This window comes from Imperialibacter sp. (assembly GCF_048007035.1).
GTDB lineage: Bacteria > Bacteroidota > Bacteroidia > Cytophagales > Cyclobacteriaceae > Imperialibacter.
This window is the reverse complement of sequence record NZ_CP180355.1, coordinates 1,682,067-1,701,385: the sequence shown is the minus strand read 5'-3', so window position 1 is coordinate 1,701,385 and position 19,319 is coordinate 1,682,067. Positions and strand designations below refer to the sequence as shown.

Below are 19,319 nucleotides of genomic sequence, written 5' to 3'. Positions count from 1 at the left end.
TTAAGTCATGGCCGTCTCCATCAATAAGAATAAAAAAGTCACTTATGCTGATTACCTCACCTGGCCCGACAGTGAAAGGTGGGAGATTATTTATGGTTTGCCTTATAATATGAGCCCTGCTCCGAGCAGAAGGCATCAGGATTTTCTAACTGCCCTTGCCGGCCACTTTGTTAGTTTTTTTAAAGGGAAAGAGTGCAAAGTGTATTTTGCTCCATTCGATGTTCGCCTGTCCGACGACTATTCTCAAGAAGAGCTGGTTGAAAATGTTGTTCAACCCGACCTGTCTGTTTTTTGCGACAAAAACAAGCTTGATGAGAAGGGCGCTATTGGAGCACCTGATCTGGTGGTGGAGATTCTTTCTCCTTCCACTTCAAAAAAGGACATGTCAGAAAAATTACTCCTTTATCAGAAATTTGAAGTGAAGGAGTATTGGGTAGTTGATCCTGAAGGTGAGGATGTTCGTGTGTTTGTGCTGGACAAAAATGGGAGATTTTACCTGTTGACCATCCTTAAGAAGGAGGAAACTTTGAAAAGTAAGTTGTTCTCAGGTTTAACGATTCCGCTGGAAGAACTATTTGCCGAATAGTTCAAGAAAATTCTTAGTGTTTGCCTTTACCGAGTAGGTGTTTTCAACCGTTCGTCTCCCTTCCTCACTCAGTTGTGTTCTTAGTGCGGTGCTTTTGATCAGTTTTTTTAGTGCAAACACCCATTCTTCTGTATTGGTAGCCATCAGTCCATTGATTCCGTCCTTTATGATATCCGTATTCACCCCAACAGGCGAAGCGACGGTGGAGATTTCCAATGCCATGTATTGCAAAGCCTTGAAACCGCACTTACCCTTGCTCCATTTGTCGTCTGTAAGTGGCATCACTCCAATGTCCATGGCAGCCAGATCGTCTATTTCTGTTTTTTTGTTCCAGGCTAAAAACTCCAGCCACGGGTAGTTAGCCAACGGTGGCTGGTTGGAGATTACCCTGAAAGAGAATTTTTCATCTTTGGCAAGCTGCTCAAGCACTGGCCAAAGCATATCGAGGTAAGGGAGAGTGGAGTGGCTGCCCGTCCAGCCAATAAGGATAGGATCGTTGTTGGGCTTTGTTTTTTTGTTAACCTGGTGGTGATGCTCTGTGTCGATGGTAGTAGGGTTGATCACGACGTTGTCATTGAACTGCTTCGCATAGTGGGCCAGGTAAGAGTTTCCTGCAGAAACTTTCCACGACCATCGGCATATGCTCTCTGTTTTTGAATGCCATTTTAGCCATCCAGCGATTTTGTTGCTTTCGCTCGTATTGGGCAGCCAAATGGCATCATCGAAGTCAAAAATGACCTTCTTACTGAAAACTTTGGTTATTAGCCATTCAAAGATGGGAGGGCCTAGCGGCGTAAGTTCCCGGTGGATAAAAACGAAATCGGCGGAAGACACTCTGCCAAGCACTTTGAACCGTCGGGCAAACCCATTGAGTAGCCCCCATGCTTTTTGCAGTGTATTGCCTTTTTTGTAGAGCACCTTCCAGTAGTATTCCCCCCAAAACGATTGGCTGTCTATAGAATATCCCTGTTTGAGCAGTGCAGCAAAGTACTGTTCGAACCGAAAGCGTTGCGACGGTGCTTGCTCTAAAGGGTAGGGAAAGAGGAAAAGAATTTTCACCCGGTGAAATTAGTGCAAGATTGCCTTATGATAAAACCTCGCTTATCCCCAATTGATGGTTATTCGTCGAAATGCTGACTTAAGAGGAGGGTACGAAGCGCAGGTGTTCCGATATAATTAGTAATTTGCGACCTGTATTTAACCTTTATGGGCCTCCAAGACCTTATAGTCACACCTATTTACCTCCTCCTCTTGTATGCTCTGGCCTACTGGATCAGGCCCAAAGTGACCAATCGAGACACCCGCAAGTATTTCATTCCCGGGTTGACTGTGAAGTTCGTCGGAGCTATTTCGCTGGGACTGATTTATCAATTTTATTACGGTGGAGGAGATACCCTGAATTATTATAACTGGGGTGCCAAAATTGTTTGGGAGGCATTTCTCGATTCGCCGACAAAAGCGATTAGCTTGATAACTGCAGGTGCAGAGTACCCGGCGGACGCTTTTCAATATGCATCAAGGATTATCTTTTTTGGTGATTTGCCGTCATACAGCATTGTAAGAGTGGCCGGTTTGCTGGCCATTTTTACGCTTAACTCCTATTATGCGATTTCAGTGTGTTTTGCGGCTATCAGCTTTTCTGGCACATGGGCACTTTTTTTTGCACTCTATAAATATTGCTCACCTATTGTTCACAGGACAGCCCTTGCCGTACTATTTATTCCATCAGTATTTTTCTGGGGATCTGGCATTCTCAAGGATACAATTACATTTTCGGCTTTGGGTTTTTTCATTTTCTCGTTGCTCGAAATAGTGAGATGGAGAAGAGTAATCCCGCTAAATTTTTTCATTTTATTTATTTCATCTTACTTACTCTACCATATCAAGATTTATATTGCATTAAGTCTCATCCCAGGAGCCGTGCTATTTATGTACATTTTTTATTTTTCACGAGCTGTGAAAAACACGGTTTTGAAAATTCTTTTGACCCCAATTCTTCTGGTGGGGGTGCTTTACAGTATGTATTTTGCCGCGCTGAAACTTGGTGAAGATAATAGGAAATATTCTCTCGATTCAATGATTGAAACCGCCAGGGTGTCGGCAGAGTGGCTTTACCATGTGAGCCGTGTCGAAGGTGGGTCAGGGTATAGCCTGGGTGACGACGACTTTAGTCCTCCGGGCCTCGTAAGGAAATTTGTTCCGGGTGTTTGGGTGTCTCTTTTTCGTCCTTATATATGGGAAGTGCGAAATCCTGTAATGCTTTTGACTTCGCTCGAAAGTATCGCATTGTTTGGACTGTTTAGCTATGTTGTTTTGAGGGTTGGTGCACTTCAGTTTTTACAAGGGCTATTGAAAGATCCTCTGATTTCTTTCTTCATTATTTTCACCGTCGTTTTTTGCTTTGCAATCGGCGTGTCGACATTTAATTTTGGTTCTTTAGCCAGGTACCGGATACCGGTGATCCCGTTGTTCGCTTACAGCCTCTTTTTTATTCATTTCAAACGAAGGGAACTGAAACGCTGATGAATAAAAAGCATTTTACTTTAATCTCAAGTAGCAGGCCCTGGTGGAGGATTGACCTGAAAGAATTGCTCGATTATCGAGATCTTTTCCTTGTGTTGACATACAAAGATATCAGAGTGCGTTATGCACAAACTTTCCTTGGACTTGCCTGGGTTATTGTGCAGCCAGTAGTAACACTCATAATTTTCACTCTTATCTTTGGGAAAGCCATACAGGTGGATACTGGAGGAGTGCCTTACCCGATTTTTGCTTTGGCGGGCATGAGCGCCTGGAATTACTTCGCTTTTGTGATGTCACAGAGTGGCGGTTCCATTATCGGAGCTCAGGACATGGTAAAGAAAATTTACTTCCCCAGGCTTGTGCTCCCACTAAGTAAGGCGTTGGTTGGTCTTGTAGATTTTGTAGTTGCGCTGGTTTTGCTTGCCGTTTTGATGGTTTATTATCGGCAACCGATGGGTGACAACTTCGGTTATGTGTTTGTATTTATTCTCCTCAACTTGTTTTGCTCACTCGCTGTCGGCATCTGGTTGAGTGCACTTACCATCAGATTTCGTGATTTTCAGCATGTGGTTCCATTTATGGTGCAGATTGGATTGTATGCCACTCCTATTGCCTACCCCTCATCTATGATTCCGGACAAATGGCAGCTATTATATCATTTGAACCCGATGGCGGGAATTGTAGAAGGAATGAGGTGGAGTTTGCTGGGAGCTGGAGAGCTGAATGAGTACACCTTCCTTTCTTTCATTGTAACCTTTGTCCTGTTTCTTACCGGGGTATTTTATTTTCATCGGACTGAAAGAATTATTGCCGACATCGTCTAAAGAGATATGAGCAGAGCTATCGAAGTCGAGGGAATTTCAAAAAGATACGAGCTTGGTCATCAAAAAGCCGGTTCGCTCAGCGAAAGTCTCAAAAGTAAGTTTAAGAGGAGTAGTTTGAAGGTGCAGCGTGAGTTTTGGGCCCTTAAGGAGGTGAGTTTTCAGGTAAATGAAGGAGAGGCAGTAGGCATAATTGGTAGAAATGGTGCTGGAAAAAGTACTCTGCTTAAGATACTCAGCCGCATCACGTATCCTACTAGTGGAAATATCAAAGTATTCGGTCGGGTATCATCTCTATTGGAAGTTGGTACCGGATTTCATCCAGAGCTGTCGGGGAGGGAGAACATCTACCTTAATGGCACCATCCTGGGGATGCGTCGCTCAGAAGTGAAAGCCAAGTTCGAAGAGATTGTTGAATTTAGTGGCGTAAGTAAATTCATTGACACTCCTATCAAGCACTACAGCAGCGGCATGAAGGTTAGGCTTGCATTTGCTGTGGCTGCTCACCTGGAGCCGGAGATATTGATTATTGATGAGGTGTTGGCAGTTGGCGATGCCGAGTTTCAAAAGAAGTGTTTGGGTAAAATGGAGGAGGTGGCAGGGCAGGGGAGAACCGTGTTGTTTGTTAGTCACAACATGCTTCAGGTGCAGGCACTCTGCCAAAAAGGGATACTACTTGACAACGGTGAAATTTCTTTTGAAGGAACCGCCAACGCAGCTGTTAATTATTACTTGAAAGGTTTAGGCAAAACCGGGGACGACATTGACGTGACTACTATGGCACGAGCGGGAACAAAACATCATGCGATGACAATCAAATCCGTATCGTTACAGGATGGTAATGCAGATGGCACCTTTAACGAAGGGGAGACTGTAACCCTTTTGATTAAATTTGAGTTGCTGGAACCGATAGAAAATTTGATTATTGGTTTTTCTTTATCTACCTCTACAAATGGCGACTTGGTAGAATGCAGGTCTACGGCTTCTTTTCCTAACTTATCTTTGAACACCGGGCAATTTAGTGTCAGGGTAACGTCCAAACTTTCGCTCAAAGCTGGATCTTACATGCTAAACTTGGGTGCCAGAAGCTTAAAGGGGCACCTTGAATACATTCCTTCTGTGACAGTGCTAAATATTGTTCCAAATCAGCCGACTGAAACTGCCGAATGGAGCAACTCGTCAGCGGGTGTTTTAATCACTTCATCTCATTGGAAATTGTTAGAGTAACTATGGTTTCAAGATTTGCAACTAAGGAGGAGATATTTGAAGAAGATTTCTGGAAGATTAACCAGGAGCTTTTGACAATCAATGAAAAATATTTGCTGCCTGATCATCATGAAATCAACTTGGCAAGATTCGGTTGGTGGAAGGATGCTGGCATCGCACCAAGCTACTATGGAGCACGGTTTTGGGAATATCCCTTTGCGCTAATTGCTGCCGACTTGGAGCAAGGGCTAAAGTGTGCAGATGTTGGTTGCGGTACTACACCTTTTACTGCGTTTTTGGCCGACAAGGTGGGGGCCAAAAACGTGACAGGATATGACCCCGATCTTGTAGAAAGTAGTAGTGATGAAAGACATTCAGCCTTTGGCGTCAGAAGGCAGTTTTTAGATAAAATTGGAATTAACTTCGCTCAGGATGACTTATTAAATTTATCAGCCCCTAATGATTATTTTGACAGGGTATTTTGCATAAGTGTTTTGGAGCACATTGACGACTTTGAAACTCAGGTTAGGGGATTGAATGAGATGGTAAGGGTGCTCAAACCTGGGGGAAGGCTAATATTGACAATGGACGTGGGAATTGACACGATCCTTACTCATCCGCTGGATATGGTGCGGTACTCTGGATTATCTCCTCTTGGCTTGATAGACTACCGATGGCCGGAACAAAGATTTGTAAAATATGGTGATGCTACCATGGACGTTTTTGGACTTGTTCTAGAAAAATCCTCGAAATTGATTAACGATGACTATGAAGGGAGCAAAACCAGGGAGTTATACCAGGCAAACAAAAAGTATAAGGTATTACATGACCACTATTTGATGAAGTATAATGAGGCACTTTTTATAAAAGAGAAAAGGAAAAATTCGATAAAAGCGATAGCCAAACTACTTTTGGGTAAGTACAAGTGATATGAAGATAGTAGTGACAGGAGGTGCGGGGTTTGTTGGGTCAAATCTCGCCATTTTTTTAAATGAGAAAATCTCAAATTGCGAGATTGTTTGTATGGACAACCTGAAAAGAAGAGGTAGTGAGTTAAACATTCCTGTCTTGAAAAGTAGTGGCATAGAGTTTATTCACGGAGATATAAGAAATCCAGAGGATTTATCGACTATTGAGTCTGCTGATTTTATCATTGATGCGTCGGCAGAGGCGTCGGTACTTGCAGGCATACAATCACCTGTCTATCCATTGATAAATACCAACTTTAACGGCACGATTCATTTACTGGAGTTAGCCAAAAAGCTGAATTCAAGATTTATTTTTCTTTCTACTAGCCGGGTTTACCCTGTTCAAGCCCTCAACAATATTAATTGGAAGGAAGAATCTACCCGGTTTAGTATCGAAGAAAAGCAGTCAATTGGAGGGGTATCTGCAAAAGGCATAAGTGAGGAGTTCCCACTGAAGGGTAGTCGTTCTTTTTACGGATCCAGTAAACTTGCTTCCGAACTTTTTATTGAAGAATATACAGCTTATGGCGGTTTGAAGGCAATTGTCAACCGCTGTGGAGTAATAGCGGGGCCAGGCCAAATGGGTAAAGTTGACCAGGGAGTATTGACTCTTTGGGTGGCGAGACACTTCTGGAAAAAGGAATTGTCGTATATCGGCTTCTCTGGGTCTGGTAAACAGGTGCGAGATATTCTTCATATTGATGATTTGAAAGAATTGATCTTACGGCAAATTGTCAATTTTGAAAAATGCAGCGGCCAACTTTTTAATATCGGGGGAGGTAAGGAAAATTCTATATCACTTGCCGAGTTAACATCTATTTGCCAATCGGTCACAGGCAATAAAACAGTCATTGCAAAGATTGAGGAAAACAGAGAAGCGGACATCAGAACGTATATTACTGACAATAGTAGAATTTCAGATCGACTTGACTGGAATCCCGCCAAGTCTGTGCAGGCCACCGTCGAAGACATATTCTCTTGGTTAGCAGCGAACGAATCGACTCTTAAACCTATTCTAGGGCAATAGTATTTTAAGCAAATGAAAATAGCAATTGTAACGGGCTCGGCAGGATTGGTAGGAAGCGAAGCTATAGGATTTCTGGCAGACAAATTCGATAAGGTAATAGGAATTGATAATAATTACCGAGAAGTACTTTTTGGTAAGGACGCTTCGGTTTCCTGGAATATGGCAAGGCTAAAGAACAACTATGCGAATTATATACACTATTCCATTGATATTAGAGATAGGCCCGCTTTGGAAAGGCTTTTTGATAAATACCGGTCAGATATTCACTTAATTATACATGCAGCAGCTCAGCCAAGCCACGACTGGGCTGCGAAGGATCCCTTCACTGACTTTTCGATCAATGCAACGGGCACGCTAAACTTGCTTGAGTTGTGCCGTTTGAATTGCCCTGAGGCTGTTTTTATCTTTACGTCCACGAACAAGGTTTATGGGGACAGGCCAAATCATTTGCCACTTGTGGAGTTGGAAGAACGTTGGGAAGTGAAAGAAGACCATCTTTACTTCGAAAAGGGCATTGACGAAATGATGAGCATTGATCAATCGACACATTCTTTGTTTGGAGCATCCAAAGTAGCTGCTGATGTGCTTTGCCAGGAGTATGGAAGGTATTTTGGGCTCAAGGTTGGTGTGTTTCGAGGTGGGTGCCTTACCGGGCCCAATCACTCCGGCACCCAGTTTCATGGGTTTTTATCGTACTTGATGAAGTGTGCAATTAGTGGCGAACACTACACTGTTTTTGGGTATAATGGAAAGCAAGTCCGGGACAATATTCATAGTTTTGATTTGATCAATATGTTCTGGCATTTCTACCAAAACCCGAAGCACGGAGAGGTTTATAACGCCGGCGGTGGGCGCCATTCCAATTGCTCTATGAAGGAAGCCGTCGCACTGTGTGAAAATATCACAGGTAAGAAAATGAATATCTCCTACTCAGATAAAAATCGGGTAGGAGATCACATTTGGTACATTAGCGATGTGTCAAAATTCAAAAGCCATTATCCCGATTGGGACTGGAACTACGACGTGCCGGACATTCTGACGCAAATTTTCCAACAGTTTTCAACCAGAAACAGCTTTGCATAACAGGATAATTGCTGTTGTAGATCCTTTGAAGGGTGGGCATCATGAGGCTTTCCTTGAACTCTTTTGCAAGGCTTTCCTGGAAATGGGCTTTGAGGTTTGGGTTTTTTCACCTATGAATACCGGATCTTTGTTGAAAAATGAGCGATTGAAAGCATCGCATGCGAATGGGCTAATTAAGTTTGAATTCTACGAAGACAATTTGAAAACGACAAAAAGCTTTGGCAGGGCAAGCAGAGCTTTGGACACACTTCAAAAATGGCGACACTTGAATCGTTCGATAAAGGCAATGGAAGCGACTTCAAACACAAAAGTGGGTCTGGTTTATTTTGCATGGTTGGACTCATACCTGAATAATTATTTGCCCGGGTTTTTTGTTGATGCTTTCTTCAGTTATCGTTGGTCAGGGCTATATTTCCACCCTAGACATATGCGACTTGAAGTGCAACCGCAAAAGGCCAGCTTTTCATCAGTCGACGGTGTTTTGCTGGCTCGAAACTGCGTAAATGTGGCAGTACACGACCCAGCCATTTGCGACAACTACAAAATACGACTTGGAGGAAAGGCAGTGTATGACCTTCCGGAACTATCAGACAATTCAAAACCAACTGAAAACCATCCAGTTGCTGTTGATATTGGGAAAAGGGCGGGGGGTAGGACGGTGGTAGGTATGATAGGCCTGGCGCCGCATCAAGGACTTCAGCTTTTCTGTAATTTGGCTGTTGCATGCCCAAGTGATGAATTTTTCTTCGCATTTATTGGCAGTGATCCAACTGACACACTTGGTGCTGAAAAGTCCGATTGGCTCAAGGTGCGTTACAGCGATAGAGAAAATTGTTTTTTCCACCTGCGTGCACTTCAGGAAGGCCCTGAGTATAACGCCGTGTTTAATGCCATGGATATCATATGGCTGGTCTATCCCAATTTCACGAGCACAAGTAATCGGCTCACTAAAGCTGCCTACTTTCGGAAACCCGTACTTGCAAGTGGTGGGTTTATTCTTGGTGAGTTGGTTGAAAAATTTGGCCTCGGGATAACTCTGGATGATCAAAATCTGGAAAATGCAGTTGCTGCGCTAACACTACTGAGCAAAGATCAACTTTTGGAGCGTGAAGCAGATTATGAGGGATACCTAGCTTTAAACAGCTACCGACGATTTGTGGAACAACTTACATTGAGTACTACAAGATGAATTCTTTGGAACGAAATGGCGATAGGGCACTGGCAAATAGCATTAAGCTTGCAAGAAAGCCCCCTGTCAATATTGTTCCCGAGGACGAACACCTGTTTCAGGGGGAGTACACCAGGGACATTCCTGCCTTTACAATTGATTCTTTGGGTGCGTGCTATATTGACGAAAGTCTTTTCATTTTTGAAAGACTCAAAATTCATCATATATCGCTAGAATTGAATCGGATGAATAAATTGAGCCTATTGGGCTGCGTCAGCTTCTTGGTAAGATCATTTTTGTTTAAGAAAGCGATCCATGTTGGCGGTCGAGCCTTCGTAGTCACTGATAACTGGAGTGCAGGCTTTTTCCATTGGATGCTTGATGTGATCCCCAAGATTGCATCACTTTACAAGATGCATCCGGAATCTGTGTTTGTGGTCTCTGAAGACACCTACCGTCTTGCATATGTGAAAGAGTCTATGCATCTCATGGGGATAATGAATTTATGCATACTAAAAAAAGGCCGTATCTATTATTTTGACCAATTGGAGGTAATTTCTCCAGTTGCGTATACCGGGAATTTTCACCCGAAAATGATTGAAATTTCTCGGGGCTTTTTCAATGAGATACTGAATTTTAAGCCCGAAAGGTTCTTATATGTCAGTAGAAAAAAGGCGTCTCGCCGAAGAATTGTGAATGAAAACGAGGTTATCAACTGCTTGGCCAATAAAAATTTTGAGGTTATATGCCTAGAGGACTACAGCCTCGAAGAACAAATTAAATTTATTTCCATGGCCAGAATGGTTATTTCAGTTCATGGAGCGGCACTTTCTCATTTGATGTTTATGCATTCAACATCAAGAGTACTGGAAATTCGATGTGCCAGTGATGCAATTCGGAATTGTTATTTCTCCCTGGCATCTGTGTCATCGGTAGACTATTACTACTACTTGGCCAAAGAGGCTGACGAAGGAGGCGACGGAGACTTGGTAGTTGACTTAAGTGCGTTTGAGGTTTGTCTCGATACCTTTGTGAAGGGTGGAGAATGATAAGTATGAAAGGATCGAAAGCCAGAATTTCTATTGTTACTCCTTCTTTCAACCAGGGCCAATACCTCGAGCAAACTATTTGCTCTGTGCTCGATCAAAATTATCCACAACTGGAATACATGATTTTCGATGGCGGTAGCACTGACGGTTCGGTAGCTATAATTAAAAAATATCAGAAGTATTTGAGCTATTGGGAAAGTTCGCCAGATCGGGGACAAAGTCATGCTATCAACAAAGGCCTGAGCCGTGCCACCGGCGAGGTCTTCAACTGGCTTAATTCAGATGACCATTTGGAGCCTGGTGCATTAAAGTCAATTGAAAGGTGCTTCGAAAATCCTGCGACCAAAGTCGTTTGTGGCCGCTCTCGTATTTTTCGTGACTCAGACCAGACAATAAAGTATTCTTCTGGTACCGATGTGTATCTGAACAATCTTGCAAAAACAATCGGTTGGGCAAGAATTGACCAACCCGAAACATTTTTTAGACTCCAAAGCTACAGGACAGTTGGCCCATTGAACGAGTCTCTACACTACCTTATGGACAAGGAATGGTGGATGCGGTACCTTTGCGAATTTGGGCTTGACGGCATCGTTTCAATTCCTGACACGCTTGTTAATTTCAGACACCATTCACTATCAAAAACAGTTAGTCAACAAAACGGTTTTGAAGAGGAGGTGCTACTTGTTATCAGTTCGTTTGCCAACTCTTGCAATTATCCGAATACCTTTAAGTTTTTTGAAGATCAAAAACCATCGATAAATTACTCATTCAAAACAGTCGATCAAAAATTGCTAGAGGCTTCCGTTTCTTATATGCTACTTTTATTATCTGATTACTATTACTATCAGAAAATGGACAACTCCCGGGCTAAGCTTTTCTTGCAGGGTGTGATCGAAAAGCACCTTGAAACTGAAGATACGTTGCTCTTTCGAAGGCTCAAGGTCAGGACAAGATTTCTTCCTCCATTTCTGAGAAAAATTTATCGCACCTTGAAATGACCATGTCTGTAATAATTGCCACGTACAACGGCCGACATAAAATTGAAAATATTCTTTCATCGCTTGAAAGCCAAAGCGTGAAGGATTTTGAACTTGTCGTCGTTGTAGACGGCTCATCAGATGGTACGGCGGCATTTCTACAAGAGCGTATGTCCTTGTTAAAAGACTTAAAGGTAATTGAGCAAGTAAATAAAGGCCGGGCAGGAGCAAGAAACGCTGGGGCAAAAATGGCAAATGGTGACCTCCTGATTTTTTTTGATGATGATCTGATTTTGGAGCCCAATTGTATGGAAGAGCACCTAGGCCATCATAAAAGTTCTCCCGAATCGATAGGTGGAGGGAGGCCAGTGATGGTATCAGAACCCGAGAGTAGTTATTTCCATAAGTACCGCTCCGATTTGTCGAGCAAGTGGGAGAAGCCTTTGCTTGAAGCTGTTGGGCCTGTGAATAAGTTGCAGCCTTTTTTTACTGCGGCTAATTTTTCCATTCCTCGGCTACTTTTCGAACAACTCGGGGGGTTCAATGAGTCGTTGACCGATGCTGAAGACCAGGAAATGGCCATTAGGGCCGACCAGTCAGGCGTACCGATATATTACCTTTCCAAAGCGGTGGCATATCACGTCGACGAACTTTCTATCACAAACTATATAAAAAGGCTGCGCCAGTACCGGGAAGCCCACCTGGAATTGTTGACTCGGCTTGATGGAAAAAATGAGAACTATCTCGCCAGAGCAGTCCCATTTTCACAGCCGGTCAGTCTCTTGAGAAAAATAGTTTATCGTTTTTTTGGGCAGGCTATTTTTTTGCGGTTATCAGAGAACGACAGGCTGATGGGAGTTCTGCCGGAATCTATACGGCATAAATTTTTTGATTGGGTTACGACGGCCTATGGCATTTACCACATGAGGTTACCATTGTGAAAAGGTATCGCATCATCTATATTTTGTCTAAAATTGACTCAGCTAAACAATTCGAGTTGGTGGCGGAAGGCCTTAGGGCTGATGGACTAGAGATTGAATTTATTCTCCTAAATAGCAGAAAAAGCCCTATTGAGGGATTTCTTAAAAGCAAAAAATTTAGTGTTGTAAGACTTTACCTTACCGGTAAGCTGTCTCTATTACTTAGTTTTGTTTCCTTGTTAGGTATTTTTCTCACAAGAAGGCCCAGAATCGTGCACACCCACTTGATGGAGGCCAATTTGGCAGGTCTTGCCGCTGCCTGGCTCACATGTGTCCCCATGAGAGTTTATACCCGTCATCACTCCATCATTCACCATCAGTTATTCCCTGAAGCAGTCAAGTGGGACAGATTTTGCAACTGGCTTTCAACTCATATTGTCGCACCGTCGGAGACGATCGCCAACGTATTGAAAATTAGAGAGAGAGTAGATGACAAAAAAATCTTCCTTATCCATCATGGGTTTGATCTGAGCTCTTTCAGAGATGTAGCAGATACTCGAATAAGCACTGTTAGGGAGAAATATGGTATATTCGAAGAAAAGGGGCCAGTAATCGGCTGTGTTGCCAGATATACGGAATGGAAAGGAGTCCAATTTATCGTTAAGGCGTTTCAGAAAATTTTACAAAAGTATCCTAATGCACTGCTTGTGCTATGTAATGCTCAGGGTGATTATAGGGCTACAATAAAGGAGCTGCTTGCCAAGCTCCCTTCACACTCTTTTTTGGAAATTCCTTTCGAAGAAGATATGCCTGCTCTTTATAAGTCTTTCAATATTTTTGTACATGCGCCCACGGGTCCGGAAGATGAGGCTTTTGGCCAAATTTATGTTGAGGCTATGGCAGCTGGGGTTCCAACAGTATTTACGATGTCGGGGGTGGCGAATGAGATTGCCAGGGATCGATATAATACCATGGTAGTTGACTACAAAGATGCTGAAGGAATAGCGAGATCTATTGATTTTCTGTTGAGTAACCTGAAAGACACCAATGGGTTAACATTTAACGCAGCAAATACAATTGACGACATTTTTTCAATGAGTAGAATGCGGGCTAAGTTAATAAGTTTATATAGCAATACGCCGAAGGGCGGACAGGATTGAAAAAAGTATTAATCACTTTAATACATCAAATAGTTCACAGGCTTTCCCTTGAGAATTTAATTTATCATATGGGTGGGACTAGGGCAATTTTTTGGAAATTTATTCCACCGCCTTCATTTTATCGGGGAAAAAAAAAGCATTTGATCTCGAGGAACGGGGCTCGTTTCCTTATAAATCGAGCCGACTATATGCAATGGCATATATTTACTGGTTTACCAGATAATTCGTGGAAGCCTGCCACTGCACGCCTTCAAAAGTCGAACGCTCAAAACCACCTTCATGTTTTTGATGTTGGGGCGAACTGCGGAGCGTTTACGTTGAAGCTCGCCGCTTGGTGTTATAAAAAGGGACTGAGTCATGTAACTATCCACGCATTTGAACCTAACCCAAATGTGGTACAAGTTTTGACTGAAAACATTGAGCTAAATCCTACCCTAAAGAGTATAATACAGATTCATCCATTTGGATTGGGGGCAGCAAATGAAATGATTCCTTTTCACAGTAATGAAGAAAACTCAGGAGCAGGTACATTCAGCGGCTTTGGAAAAGCGGTGCTGGGCGAGTTAATGATACGTAGGATGGATGATGTAGTTTCAGATATCAAATCTGGGGTGGTGTTTTTTCTAAAAATTGATGTAGAAGGCTTTGAGCCAGATGTGCTGATGGGTGCGCAGCAGACCATTTCTAAGTTCAAGCCAGGAATTTATATCGAAATGACTGATCAGTGGTTTAGGGAAAAAGGCAGCTCTAGCCTCAAAATTTTGAACTATTTTTGGGAGCTGGGTTATGACGTGTTTTTGGACGCTGACCGACATTTTGAGCCAATTGGGAAGGACAATCATGATCGACTAAATACCTTATTTCAGTACAATGTGTTGGCCGAATTGAATTAAATGAATCATACCCCCTTTTTCTCTATTATCATCCCCACCTACAACAGGGCAGCCTTCATAGAAAGTACGATCAGAAAGCTTCAAAAGCAGAAGTTTCCCGACTTTGAAATTGTGATCGTTGATGATGGTTCGGCTGATGACACAAAATCTATCGTTGAAAAGATAGAGGACAGTCGAATCGTTTACACGTATATCAAAAATGGCGAGAGAGGGGCCGCCAGGAACAAGGGGGTTAATCTATCCAGAGGCAACTATATCACTTTTCTGGATTCTGATGATGAGCTTCTACCACATTTCTTGCAGACTGCTTATGATTTCATCTGCGAAAACGAGGAAATCCCTATTTTTCATATTGCATACGAGGTCAGGGATTCGAATGGTAAGGTTCTGTCAAAGGTTATATTGCCGAGAACTGTCAATCACCTTTTGGTTGAAGGCAACCCGTTAAGCTGTATAGGTATTTTACTTCGCAGAGACGTTGCAGTGGACAACCCTTTTTCTGAGCAAAGGCAATTGGCTGGGTCAGAAGACTGGGTGCTTTGGCTCAAGCTGGCTTCCCGCTTTGCCTTTCCTCATATCCCGACTATTTCAGCGTACCTGATACAACATGACCAAAGAAGCGTCATGCAGACCGATGTGGAAGCACTTGAGAAAAGAATTCGACTTGCCGGCGAGTTAGTGATGAAAGATAGTTTTGTAACACAGAAGTTTTCTGGAAAGGAAGGTGTCATTTGGGCCCATCTGTACTTGTATGTGGCGCTTCACGGAGTTCTTGCCGGGAGTAGAAAGACTGGCTTGCGTTATGTTTGGAAAGCTACGCAAAAGCACTGGCCATCCTTATTCACAACCAAGGTACTTGTTATATTTGCAAAACTGTTTTAACGCTAGTGATTCAATGAGTGTTGACATCAAATTACCAAAGGGGCAGAAAGAAAATTTTGTTAACGGAATTTACAGGTATGCTGATGATGCGAACTACTCAGAGTCATTTGGCTTTCAATGGAATAAATTTCAACGCACACAAATTGATCAGTTTGAAAAGGGGCTGGTTCAAAGTCGGCTGAGATTGTTTGCTGAAACTGCCTGGAAACCTTCCGAATTAGCGAATTTGAACATCCTTGAAGTAGGCAGCGGAGCCGGAAGGTTTACCAGAGCGCTGCTCGAAAGTACAGAGTCAAACGTTTATAGCGTCGATTATTCGACGGCAGTGGATGCCAATCTGGCCAATAACTCCCGCTTCGGGAGTCGCTTAAAAATCTTTCAGGCAAGTATCTACGACCTCCCATTTGCTCCGGAACAATTCGACAAAGTAATATGCATTGGCGTGCTGCAACATACTCCTGATTTCAAGAAGTCTGTTGCCTGCCTGGCTGCAATGCTGAAAAAGAATGGTGAGCTTGTTATTGACTTCTATCCAGTCACTGGCTGGTGGACAAAGATCCATGCCAAGTATATACTGCGACCAATTACGAGGCGTATGCCACATGCTCGACTTCTGGCCATAATTGAAGCAAATGCTGGTTGGCTTATTAAGACCTACTTTTTTTTCGAAAGAATAGGTCTCGGTCGAATTTTGAATAGGTTCTTGCCAATATGTGATATCAAGAATACTTTACCCGAAGGTCTTTCTTCTGAAGAACTCAAGGAATGGGTTGTGCTGGATACTTTCGATATGTTTTCGCCAAGATATGACCAACCTCAGAAACCCGAAGTAGTTAGAAAGTGGGCTGAAGAGTCTGGTCTTGAGGCTAGTTTTTGTGGGTATGTGCCACTCGAAAAGGGTAGTGCGGCAGTGGTTCGGGCCATAAAAAAATGATAATTGCTGGTAGTTTATTTTTGGCAGGTCGTTAAGTTGATGCTTAAAACAATCTGATATGTGTGGCATTTTTGGTGCAGCGGTAGACGGAAGGCCACTTGATCGGGTGTTATTTCAAACTGTGTCAGGTGTTTTGGCGCACCGTGGGCCTGATGCCGAAGGCTTATTTTTCTCCCCCGACGGTAATCTGGGGCTGGGGCACAGGAGACTTAGCGTGATTGACTTGAGGGACATTGCCAACCAACCCATGTCGACTCCTGATGGAAGGTGGACCATTGTTTACAACGGCGAAGTATACAACTACAGGGAAGTTAGGCAAGAACTCGCACTCGAAGGAGCTGGGCCTTTCCTGACGGATTCTGACACTGAGGTAATTCTTCTGGCCTGGAGGCAGTGGGGACCACAAGCCGTCAATCGATTCAATGGCATGTTTGCCTTTTCCATTTGGGACCAGCAGGAAGAAGAACTTTGGCTTTGTCGGGATCGTTTGGGTATCAAGCCGTTGTTTTATTCGATAACTAATGGGCTGGCATTTGCTTCCGAGCTGAAGGGAGTTCTTCCTTTGTTATCCCGGAAGCCTACAGTGTCAAAACATGCCGTAAAAACGTTTCTTCATTTAGGATTTATACCTGAGCCGGGAACAATTTTTGAGGAGATAAGCAAGTTTCCCTCAGGACACTACGGCCGATACAAGAACGGACATTTGGAGCTGACTGCTTATTGGCATCCGGATCGCCTTATCCAAGAACTATCCAGTGCTAGTGAGGAGGAAGCTATCCAATCCTTTCAGGAAGGACTATATTCTTCAGTAAGGTACAGAATGATAGCCGATGTGCCTTTTGGTACGTTTCTTAGTGGTGGAACAGACTCTTCACTGGTTACGGCGATTGCCTCAGATTTATCTTCTCAACAATTAAAGACATTTTCGATTGGATTCAAGGAAGCTAAGTTTGATGAGAGTCAATTTGCAGCAAAAGTAGCCAGTTGCTTAGGAACAGATCATACTTCCGTTATGCTGGAGGAGAAAGATGCTATGCCCTTGCTTTTAGAAATGATGGCTACTTTTGATGAACCTTTTGCCGATACCTCTGCCATTCCCACGATGCTTGTGTCACAGCTGGCCCGGGAAAAAGTTACCGTTATTTTGACAGGCGACGGTGGTGACGAGCTGTTTTTGGGCTACGGAGCACATGATTGGGCGAAACGGCTAAGTGCAAGCCTGGCCAGGCCAGTCGCCACTCCTGTGAGTAAGTTACTGGCTCACGGAAACTCTCGGTTCAAAAGAATAGGACATCTGTTCGAAGGAGCCGGTTTTGAGTCCATAAGAGACCATATCTTCTCCCAGGAGCAATATTTCTTTTCGAACGCAGAGTTGGCCAGATTGCTCAAAGACGCTTACCAAACAGAGCCTTATTCGTACAGCGACCCAGTGGACCTGGCGAGGCAGCTGACGGCAGCTGAAAAACAGGCGCTGTTTGACTTAAAGGTATACCTCAAAGATGATCTTTTAACGAAAGTAGATAGAAGCTCTATGAAATACGGCCTCGAGTGCCGTGTGCCCTTGCTGGACTACAGGCTCGTGGAGACGGCGCTGAATATGCCAGTTTCTTTAAAAAGACGAAATGGTGAGAGAAAATGGATACTAAAAAAAATATTGGAAGATTACCTTCCAAAGGAGCTTGTTTACCGCCCCAAGTGGGGGTTTTCAGTGCCGTTGGCCAGCTGGCTCAGGGGAGAGATGTTTTTCCTTATAGAAACTTATCTGGATGACGACCTTGTTGATGCTATTAGCGTGGTGAATAAACAAGTTGTTAATGACTTGATTAAGAGATTCCTTAAAGGAGAGGATTATTTGTACCAGCGTCTTTGGGCGTTGATTGTAGTGCATCGTTGGATGAAGGAAAACCAATAAATGGCGAAAAAGATACTATATGTCACATACGATGGGTTAACAGATCCCCTTGGCCAGAGCCAGGTGTTGCCGTATCTGTTGGCTTTGTCAAGAAGTGGAACCGAATTTCATATTCTGAGTTTCGAAAAGAAGGAGCATTACAAAAGCCAAAAGGTTTTAATAACGTCTGCCATTAAGGATAGTCCTATTGTTTGGCATCCACAGGTCTACCATCGGCATCCTCCAATAATTTCGACTATGTTTGATTTATGGTGGATGACGTACCAGGCTAGGACTTTGCACCGGAGGCATGTTTTCGACGGAACCTGGTGCCGAAGTTATATTCCTGCGCTGGTTGGCTTGGCGTTGAAAAGGAAATCTAACCTTTCTTTTATTTTTGATATGCGAGGTTTTTGGCCAGACGAAAGGGTAGAAGGAGGGTCGTGGCCGCAAGCTAACCCGGTGTTTCGGGTAGTATATAACTACTTTAAAAATAAAGAAAGGCAACTTTTAGCGGAAGCAGATCACGTCGTGGTGTTGACGAACAAGGCCAAGGAGCTTTTAAAAGCCAGATCGCTGCATAATAATCCAATCCCAAAACACATTTCTATAATACCCTGCTGTGTAGACATGAATTTGTTTGATCCTGCGAAAGTAACTATAGCCCAAAAAAACAAGGCAAGGCACGAACTAGGGGTAATGCCGTCAGACAATGTCTTGGTCTATGCAGGTTCCTTGGGTACTTGGTATATGATGCGAGAAATGTTGCAATACTTTGGGGAGCTAAAAAAAACGAAACAAGGATGGAAATTTTTGTTTCTGACCAAAGATAGCCCCGTGTCGTTGCTGCAAGATGCCAGGCTGACAGGGCTTACCGAAAGCGACGTACTTATCAAATCCTGTAGCAGAAGTGAGATGCCTGTTTATTTATCGATTGCAAATATGGCCATTTCGTTTATCCAGCCGGTTTTTAGCAAGCAAGCATCGTCGCCTACCAAACTAGCGGAATATATGTCGATGGGACTGGCAACCGTGTGCAATAGTGGCGTAGGGGATGTCGATCTTTTGATGCATGATGCTTATTCCGGTGTTGTTGATCCAGCATCCTTTTCAACCTCTAATTTGGATAAACTAGCAAAGGAAGGTATTCGCTCCGTTGCTGAGAGAAATTTCTCTCTGGCCAGTGGGGTGAAAATTTATGCTGGAGTGGTAAATTCCCTTTAAGCGATTG

18 protein-coding genes are annotated in these 19,319 nt (G+C 43.3%); 17 read left to right on the top strand and 1 reads right to left on the bottom strand.

The features are described 5' to 3' along the window. Nucleotides 1–7 precede the first annotated feature (7 nt). Nucleotides 8–586 (top strand): Uma2 family endonuclease, encoded by a 579-nt coding sequence (locus ACMVP2_RS07610; RefSeq protein WP_416867264.1) that lies wholly within the window; start codon nucleotides 8–10, stop codon nucleotides 584–586. Here ACMVP2_RS07610 and ACMVP2_RS07605 read toward each other — a convergent pair. Beyond that, nucleotides 572–1,645, bottom strand: coding sequence for a glycosyltransferase family 4 protein (locus ACMVP2_RS07605; RefSeq protein ID WP_416867263.1), 1,074 nt, complete (start codon nucleotides 1,643–1,645; stop codon nucleotides 572–574). The two genes, ACMVP2_RS07610 and ACMVP2_RS07605, sit on opposite strands and share 15 nt — an antisense overlap. 147 nt (nucleotides 1,646–1,792) lie before the next feature. Here ACMVP2_RS07605 and ACMVP2_RS07600 point away from each other — a divergent pair, with 147 nt between their 5' ends. From ACMVP2_RS07600 to ACMVP2_RS07525, 16 genes are all read left to right on the top strand, one after another. Continuing rightward, on the top strand, nucleotides 1,793–3,109 hold the full coding sequence (locus tag ACMVP2_RS07600) for a hypothetical protein (RefSeq protein ID WP_416867262.1): 1,317 nt from the start codon (nucleotides 1,793–1,795) through the stop codon (nucleotides 3,107–3,109). Next, nucleotides 3,109–3,933: an ABC transporter permease gene (locus ACMVP2_RS07595; protein ID WP_416867261.1), complete on the top strand. Its 825-nt coding sequence runs from the start codon at nucleotides 3,109–3,111 to the stop codon at nucleotides 3,931–3,933. Before ACMVP2_RS07600 ends, ACMVP2_RS07595 begins: the two co-directional genes overlap by 1 nt. Nucleotides 3,934–3,939: 6 nt before the next feature. After that, a complete protein-coding gene (locus tag ACMVP2_RS07590; RefSeq protein WP_339787999.1) occupies nucleotides 3,940–5,157 on the top strand; it encodes an ABC transporter ATP-binding protein in 1,218 nt (405 codons plus the stop codon). Further along, nucleotides 5,139–6,065 carry a class I SAM-dependent methyltransferase gene (locus ACMVP2_RS07585; RefSeq protein WP_416867260.1) on the top strand — a complete coding sequence of 309 codons (927 nt, stop codon included), beginning with the start codon at nucleotides 5,139–5,141 and terminating at the stop codon, nucleotides 6,063–6,065. The genes ACMVP2_RS07590 and ACMVP2_RS07585 overlap by 19 nt, the downstream gene beginning before the upstream one ends. Nucleotide 6,066: 1 nt before the next feature. After that, nucleotides 6,067–7,131 carry an NAD-dependent epimerase/dehydratase family protein gene (locus ACMVP2_RS07580; RefSeq protein WP_339787993.1) on the top strand — a complete coding sequence of 355 codons (1,065 nt, stop codon included), beginning with the start codon at nucleotides 6,067–6,069 and terminating at the stop codon, nucleotides 7,129–7,131. A 12-nt stretch (nucleotides 7,132–7,143) separates the two neighbouring features. Further along, entirely contained in the window at nucleotides 7,144–8,214 is a 1,071-nt protein-coding gene (locus tag ACMVP2_RS07575) for an NAD-dependent epimerase/dehydratase family protein (RefSeq protein ID WP_339787990.1), read from the top strand. A 127-nt stretch (nucleotides 8,215–8,341) separates the two neighbouring features. Next, nucleotides 8,342–9,403, top strand: a complete 1,062-nt coding sequence (locus ACMVP2_RS07570; protein WP_416867259.1) for a hypothetical protein — start codon at nucleotides 8,342–8,344, stop codon at nucleotides 9,401–9,403. A 224-nt stretch (nucleotides 9,404–9,627) separates the two neighbouring features. Continuing rightward, complete coding sequence (locus tag ACMVP2_RS07565) at nucleotides 9,628–10,431, top strand: glycosyltransferase family 61 protein (protein ID WP_339787985.1); 804 nt, start codon at nucleotides 9,628–9,630, stop codon at nucleotides 10,429–10,431. A 5-nt stretch (nucleotides 10,432–10,436) separates the two neighbouring features. Then, nucleotides 10,437–11,429, top strand: a complete 993-nt coding sequence (locus ACMVP2_RS07560) for a glycosyltransferase family 2 protein (protein ID WP_339787982.1) — start codon at nucleotides 10,437–10,439, stop codon at nucleotides 11,427–11,429. A gap of 2 nt (nucleotides 11,430–11,431) precedes the next feature. Continuing rightward, the gene (locus ACMVP2_RS07555) at nucleotides 11,432–12,349 is read left to right on the top strand and encodes a glycosyltransferase family 2 protein (protein ID WP_339787979.1); all 918 of its coding nucleotides are present in this window, start codon (nucleotides 11,432–11,434) and stop codon (nucleotides 12,347–12,349) included. Between the two features lie 59 nt (nucleotides 12,350–12,408). Next, the gene (locus ACMVP2_RS07550; RefSeq protein ID WP_339787976.1) at nucleotides 12,409–13,488 is read left to right on the top strand and encodes a glycosyltransferase family 4 protein; all 1,080 of its coding nucleotides are present in this window, start codon (nucleotides 12,409–12,411) and stop codon (nucleotides 13,486–13,488) included. Nucleotides 13,489–13,676: 188 nt separating this feature from the next. Further along, entirely contained in the window at nucleotides 13,677–14,381 is a 705-nt protein-coding gene (locus ACMVP2_RS07545) for an FkbM family methyltransferase (protein WP_339787973.1), read from the top strand. After that, a complete protein-coding gene (locus tag ACMVP2_RS07540) occupies nucleotides 14,382–15,263 on the top strand; it encodes a glycosyltransferase family 2 protein (protein WP_416867258.1) in 882 nt (293 codons plus the stop codon). A gap of 13 nt (nucleotides 15,264–15,276) precedes the next feature. Further along, nucleotides 15,277–16,197, top strand: a complete 921-nt coding sequence (locus tag ACMVP2_RS07535; RefSeq protein ID WP_339787967.1) for a class I SAM-dependent methyltransferase — start codon at nucleotides 15,277–15,279, stop codon at nucleotides 16,195–16,197. A 58-nt stretch (nucleotides 16,198–16,255) separates the two neighbouring features. Then, nucleotides 16,256–18,109: an asparagine synthase (glutamine-hydrolyzing) gene (gene asnB / locus ACMVP2_RS07530; protein WP_416867257.1), complete on the top strand. Its 1,854-nt coding sequence runs from the start codon at nucleotides 16,256–16,258 to the stop codon at nucleotides 18,107–18,109. After that, a complete protein-coding gene (locus ACMVP2_RS07525; RefSeq protein ID WP_416867256.1) occupies nucleotides 18,110–19,312 on the top strand; it encodes a glycosyltransferase in 1,203 nt (400 codons plus the stop codon). Nucleotides 19,313–19,319: the final 7 nt, after the last annotated feature.

What these genes read in the sequence shown, in the direction of transcription:
- ACMVP2_RS07565 (WP_339787985.1), top strand. Translation starts at nt 9,628, where the DNA reads ATGAATAAATTGAGCCTATTGGGCTGCGTCAGCTTCTTGGTAAGATCA.
- ACMVP2_RS07580 (WP_339787993.1), top strand. Translation starts at nt 6,067, where the DNA reads ATGAAGATAGTAGTGACAGGAGGTGCGGGGTTTGTTGGGTCAAATCTC.
- ACMVP2_RS07600 (WP_416867262.1), top strand. Translation starts at nt 1,793, where the DNA reads ATGGGCCTCCAAGACCTTATAGTCACACCTATTTACCTCCTCCTCTTG.
- ACMVP2_RS07545 (WP_339787973.1), top strand. Translation starts at nt 13,677, where the DNA reads ATGCAATGGCATATATTTACTGGTTTACCAGATAATTCGTGGAAGCCT.
- ACMVP2_RS07535 (WP_339787967.1), top strand. Translation starts at nt 15,277, where the DNA reads ATGAGTGTTGACATCAAATTACCAAAGGGGCAGAAAGAAAATTTTGTT.
- ACMVP2_RS07575 (WP_339787990.1), top strand. Translation starts at nt 7,144, where the DNA reads ATGAAAATAGCAATTGTAACGGGCTCGGCAGGATTGGTAGGAAGCGAA.
- ACMVP2_RS07560 (WP_339787982.1), top strand. Translation starts at nt 10,437, where the DNA reads ATGAAAGGATCGAAAGCCAGAATTTCTATTGTTACTCCTTCTTTCAAC.
- ACMVP2_RS07590 (WP_339787999.1), top strand. Translation starts at nt 3,940, where the DNA reads ATGAGCAGAGCTATCGAAGTCGAGGGAATTTCAAAAAGATACGAGCTT.
- ACMVP2_RS07555 (WP_339787979.1), top strand. Translation starts at nt 11,432, where the DNA reads ATGTCTGTAATAATTGCCACGTACAACGGCCGACATAAAATTGAAAAT.
- ACMVP2_RS07595 (WP_416867261.1), top strand. Translation starts at nt 3,109, where the DNA reads ATGAATAAAAAGCATTTTACTTTAATCTCAAGTAGCAGGCCCTGGTGG.
- ACMVP2_RS07525 (WP_416867256.1), top strand. Translation starts at nt 18,110, where the DNA reads ATGGCGAAAAAGATACTATATGTCACATACGATGGGTTAACAGATCCC.
- ACMVP2_RS07610 (WP_416867264.1), top strand. Translation starts at nt 8, where the DNA reads ATGGCCGTCTCCATCAATAAGAATAAAAAAGTCACTTATGCTGATTAC.
- asnB (WP_416867257.1), top strand. Translation starts at nt 16,256, where the DNA reads ATGTGTGGCATTTTTGGTGCAGCGGTAGACGGAAGGCCACTTGATCGG.
- ACMVP2_RS07540 (WP_416867258.1), top strand. Translation starts at nt 14,382, where the DNA reads ATGAATCATACCCCCTTTTTCTCTATTATCATCCCCACCTACAACAGG.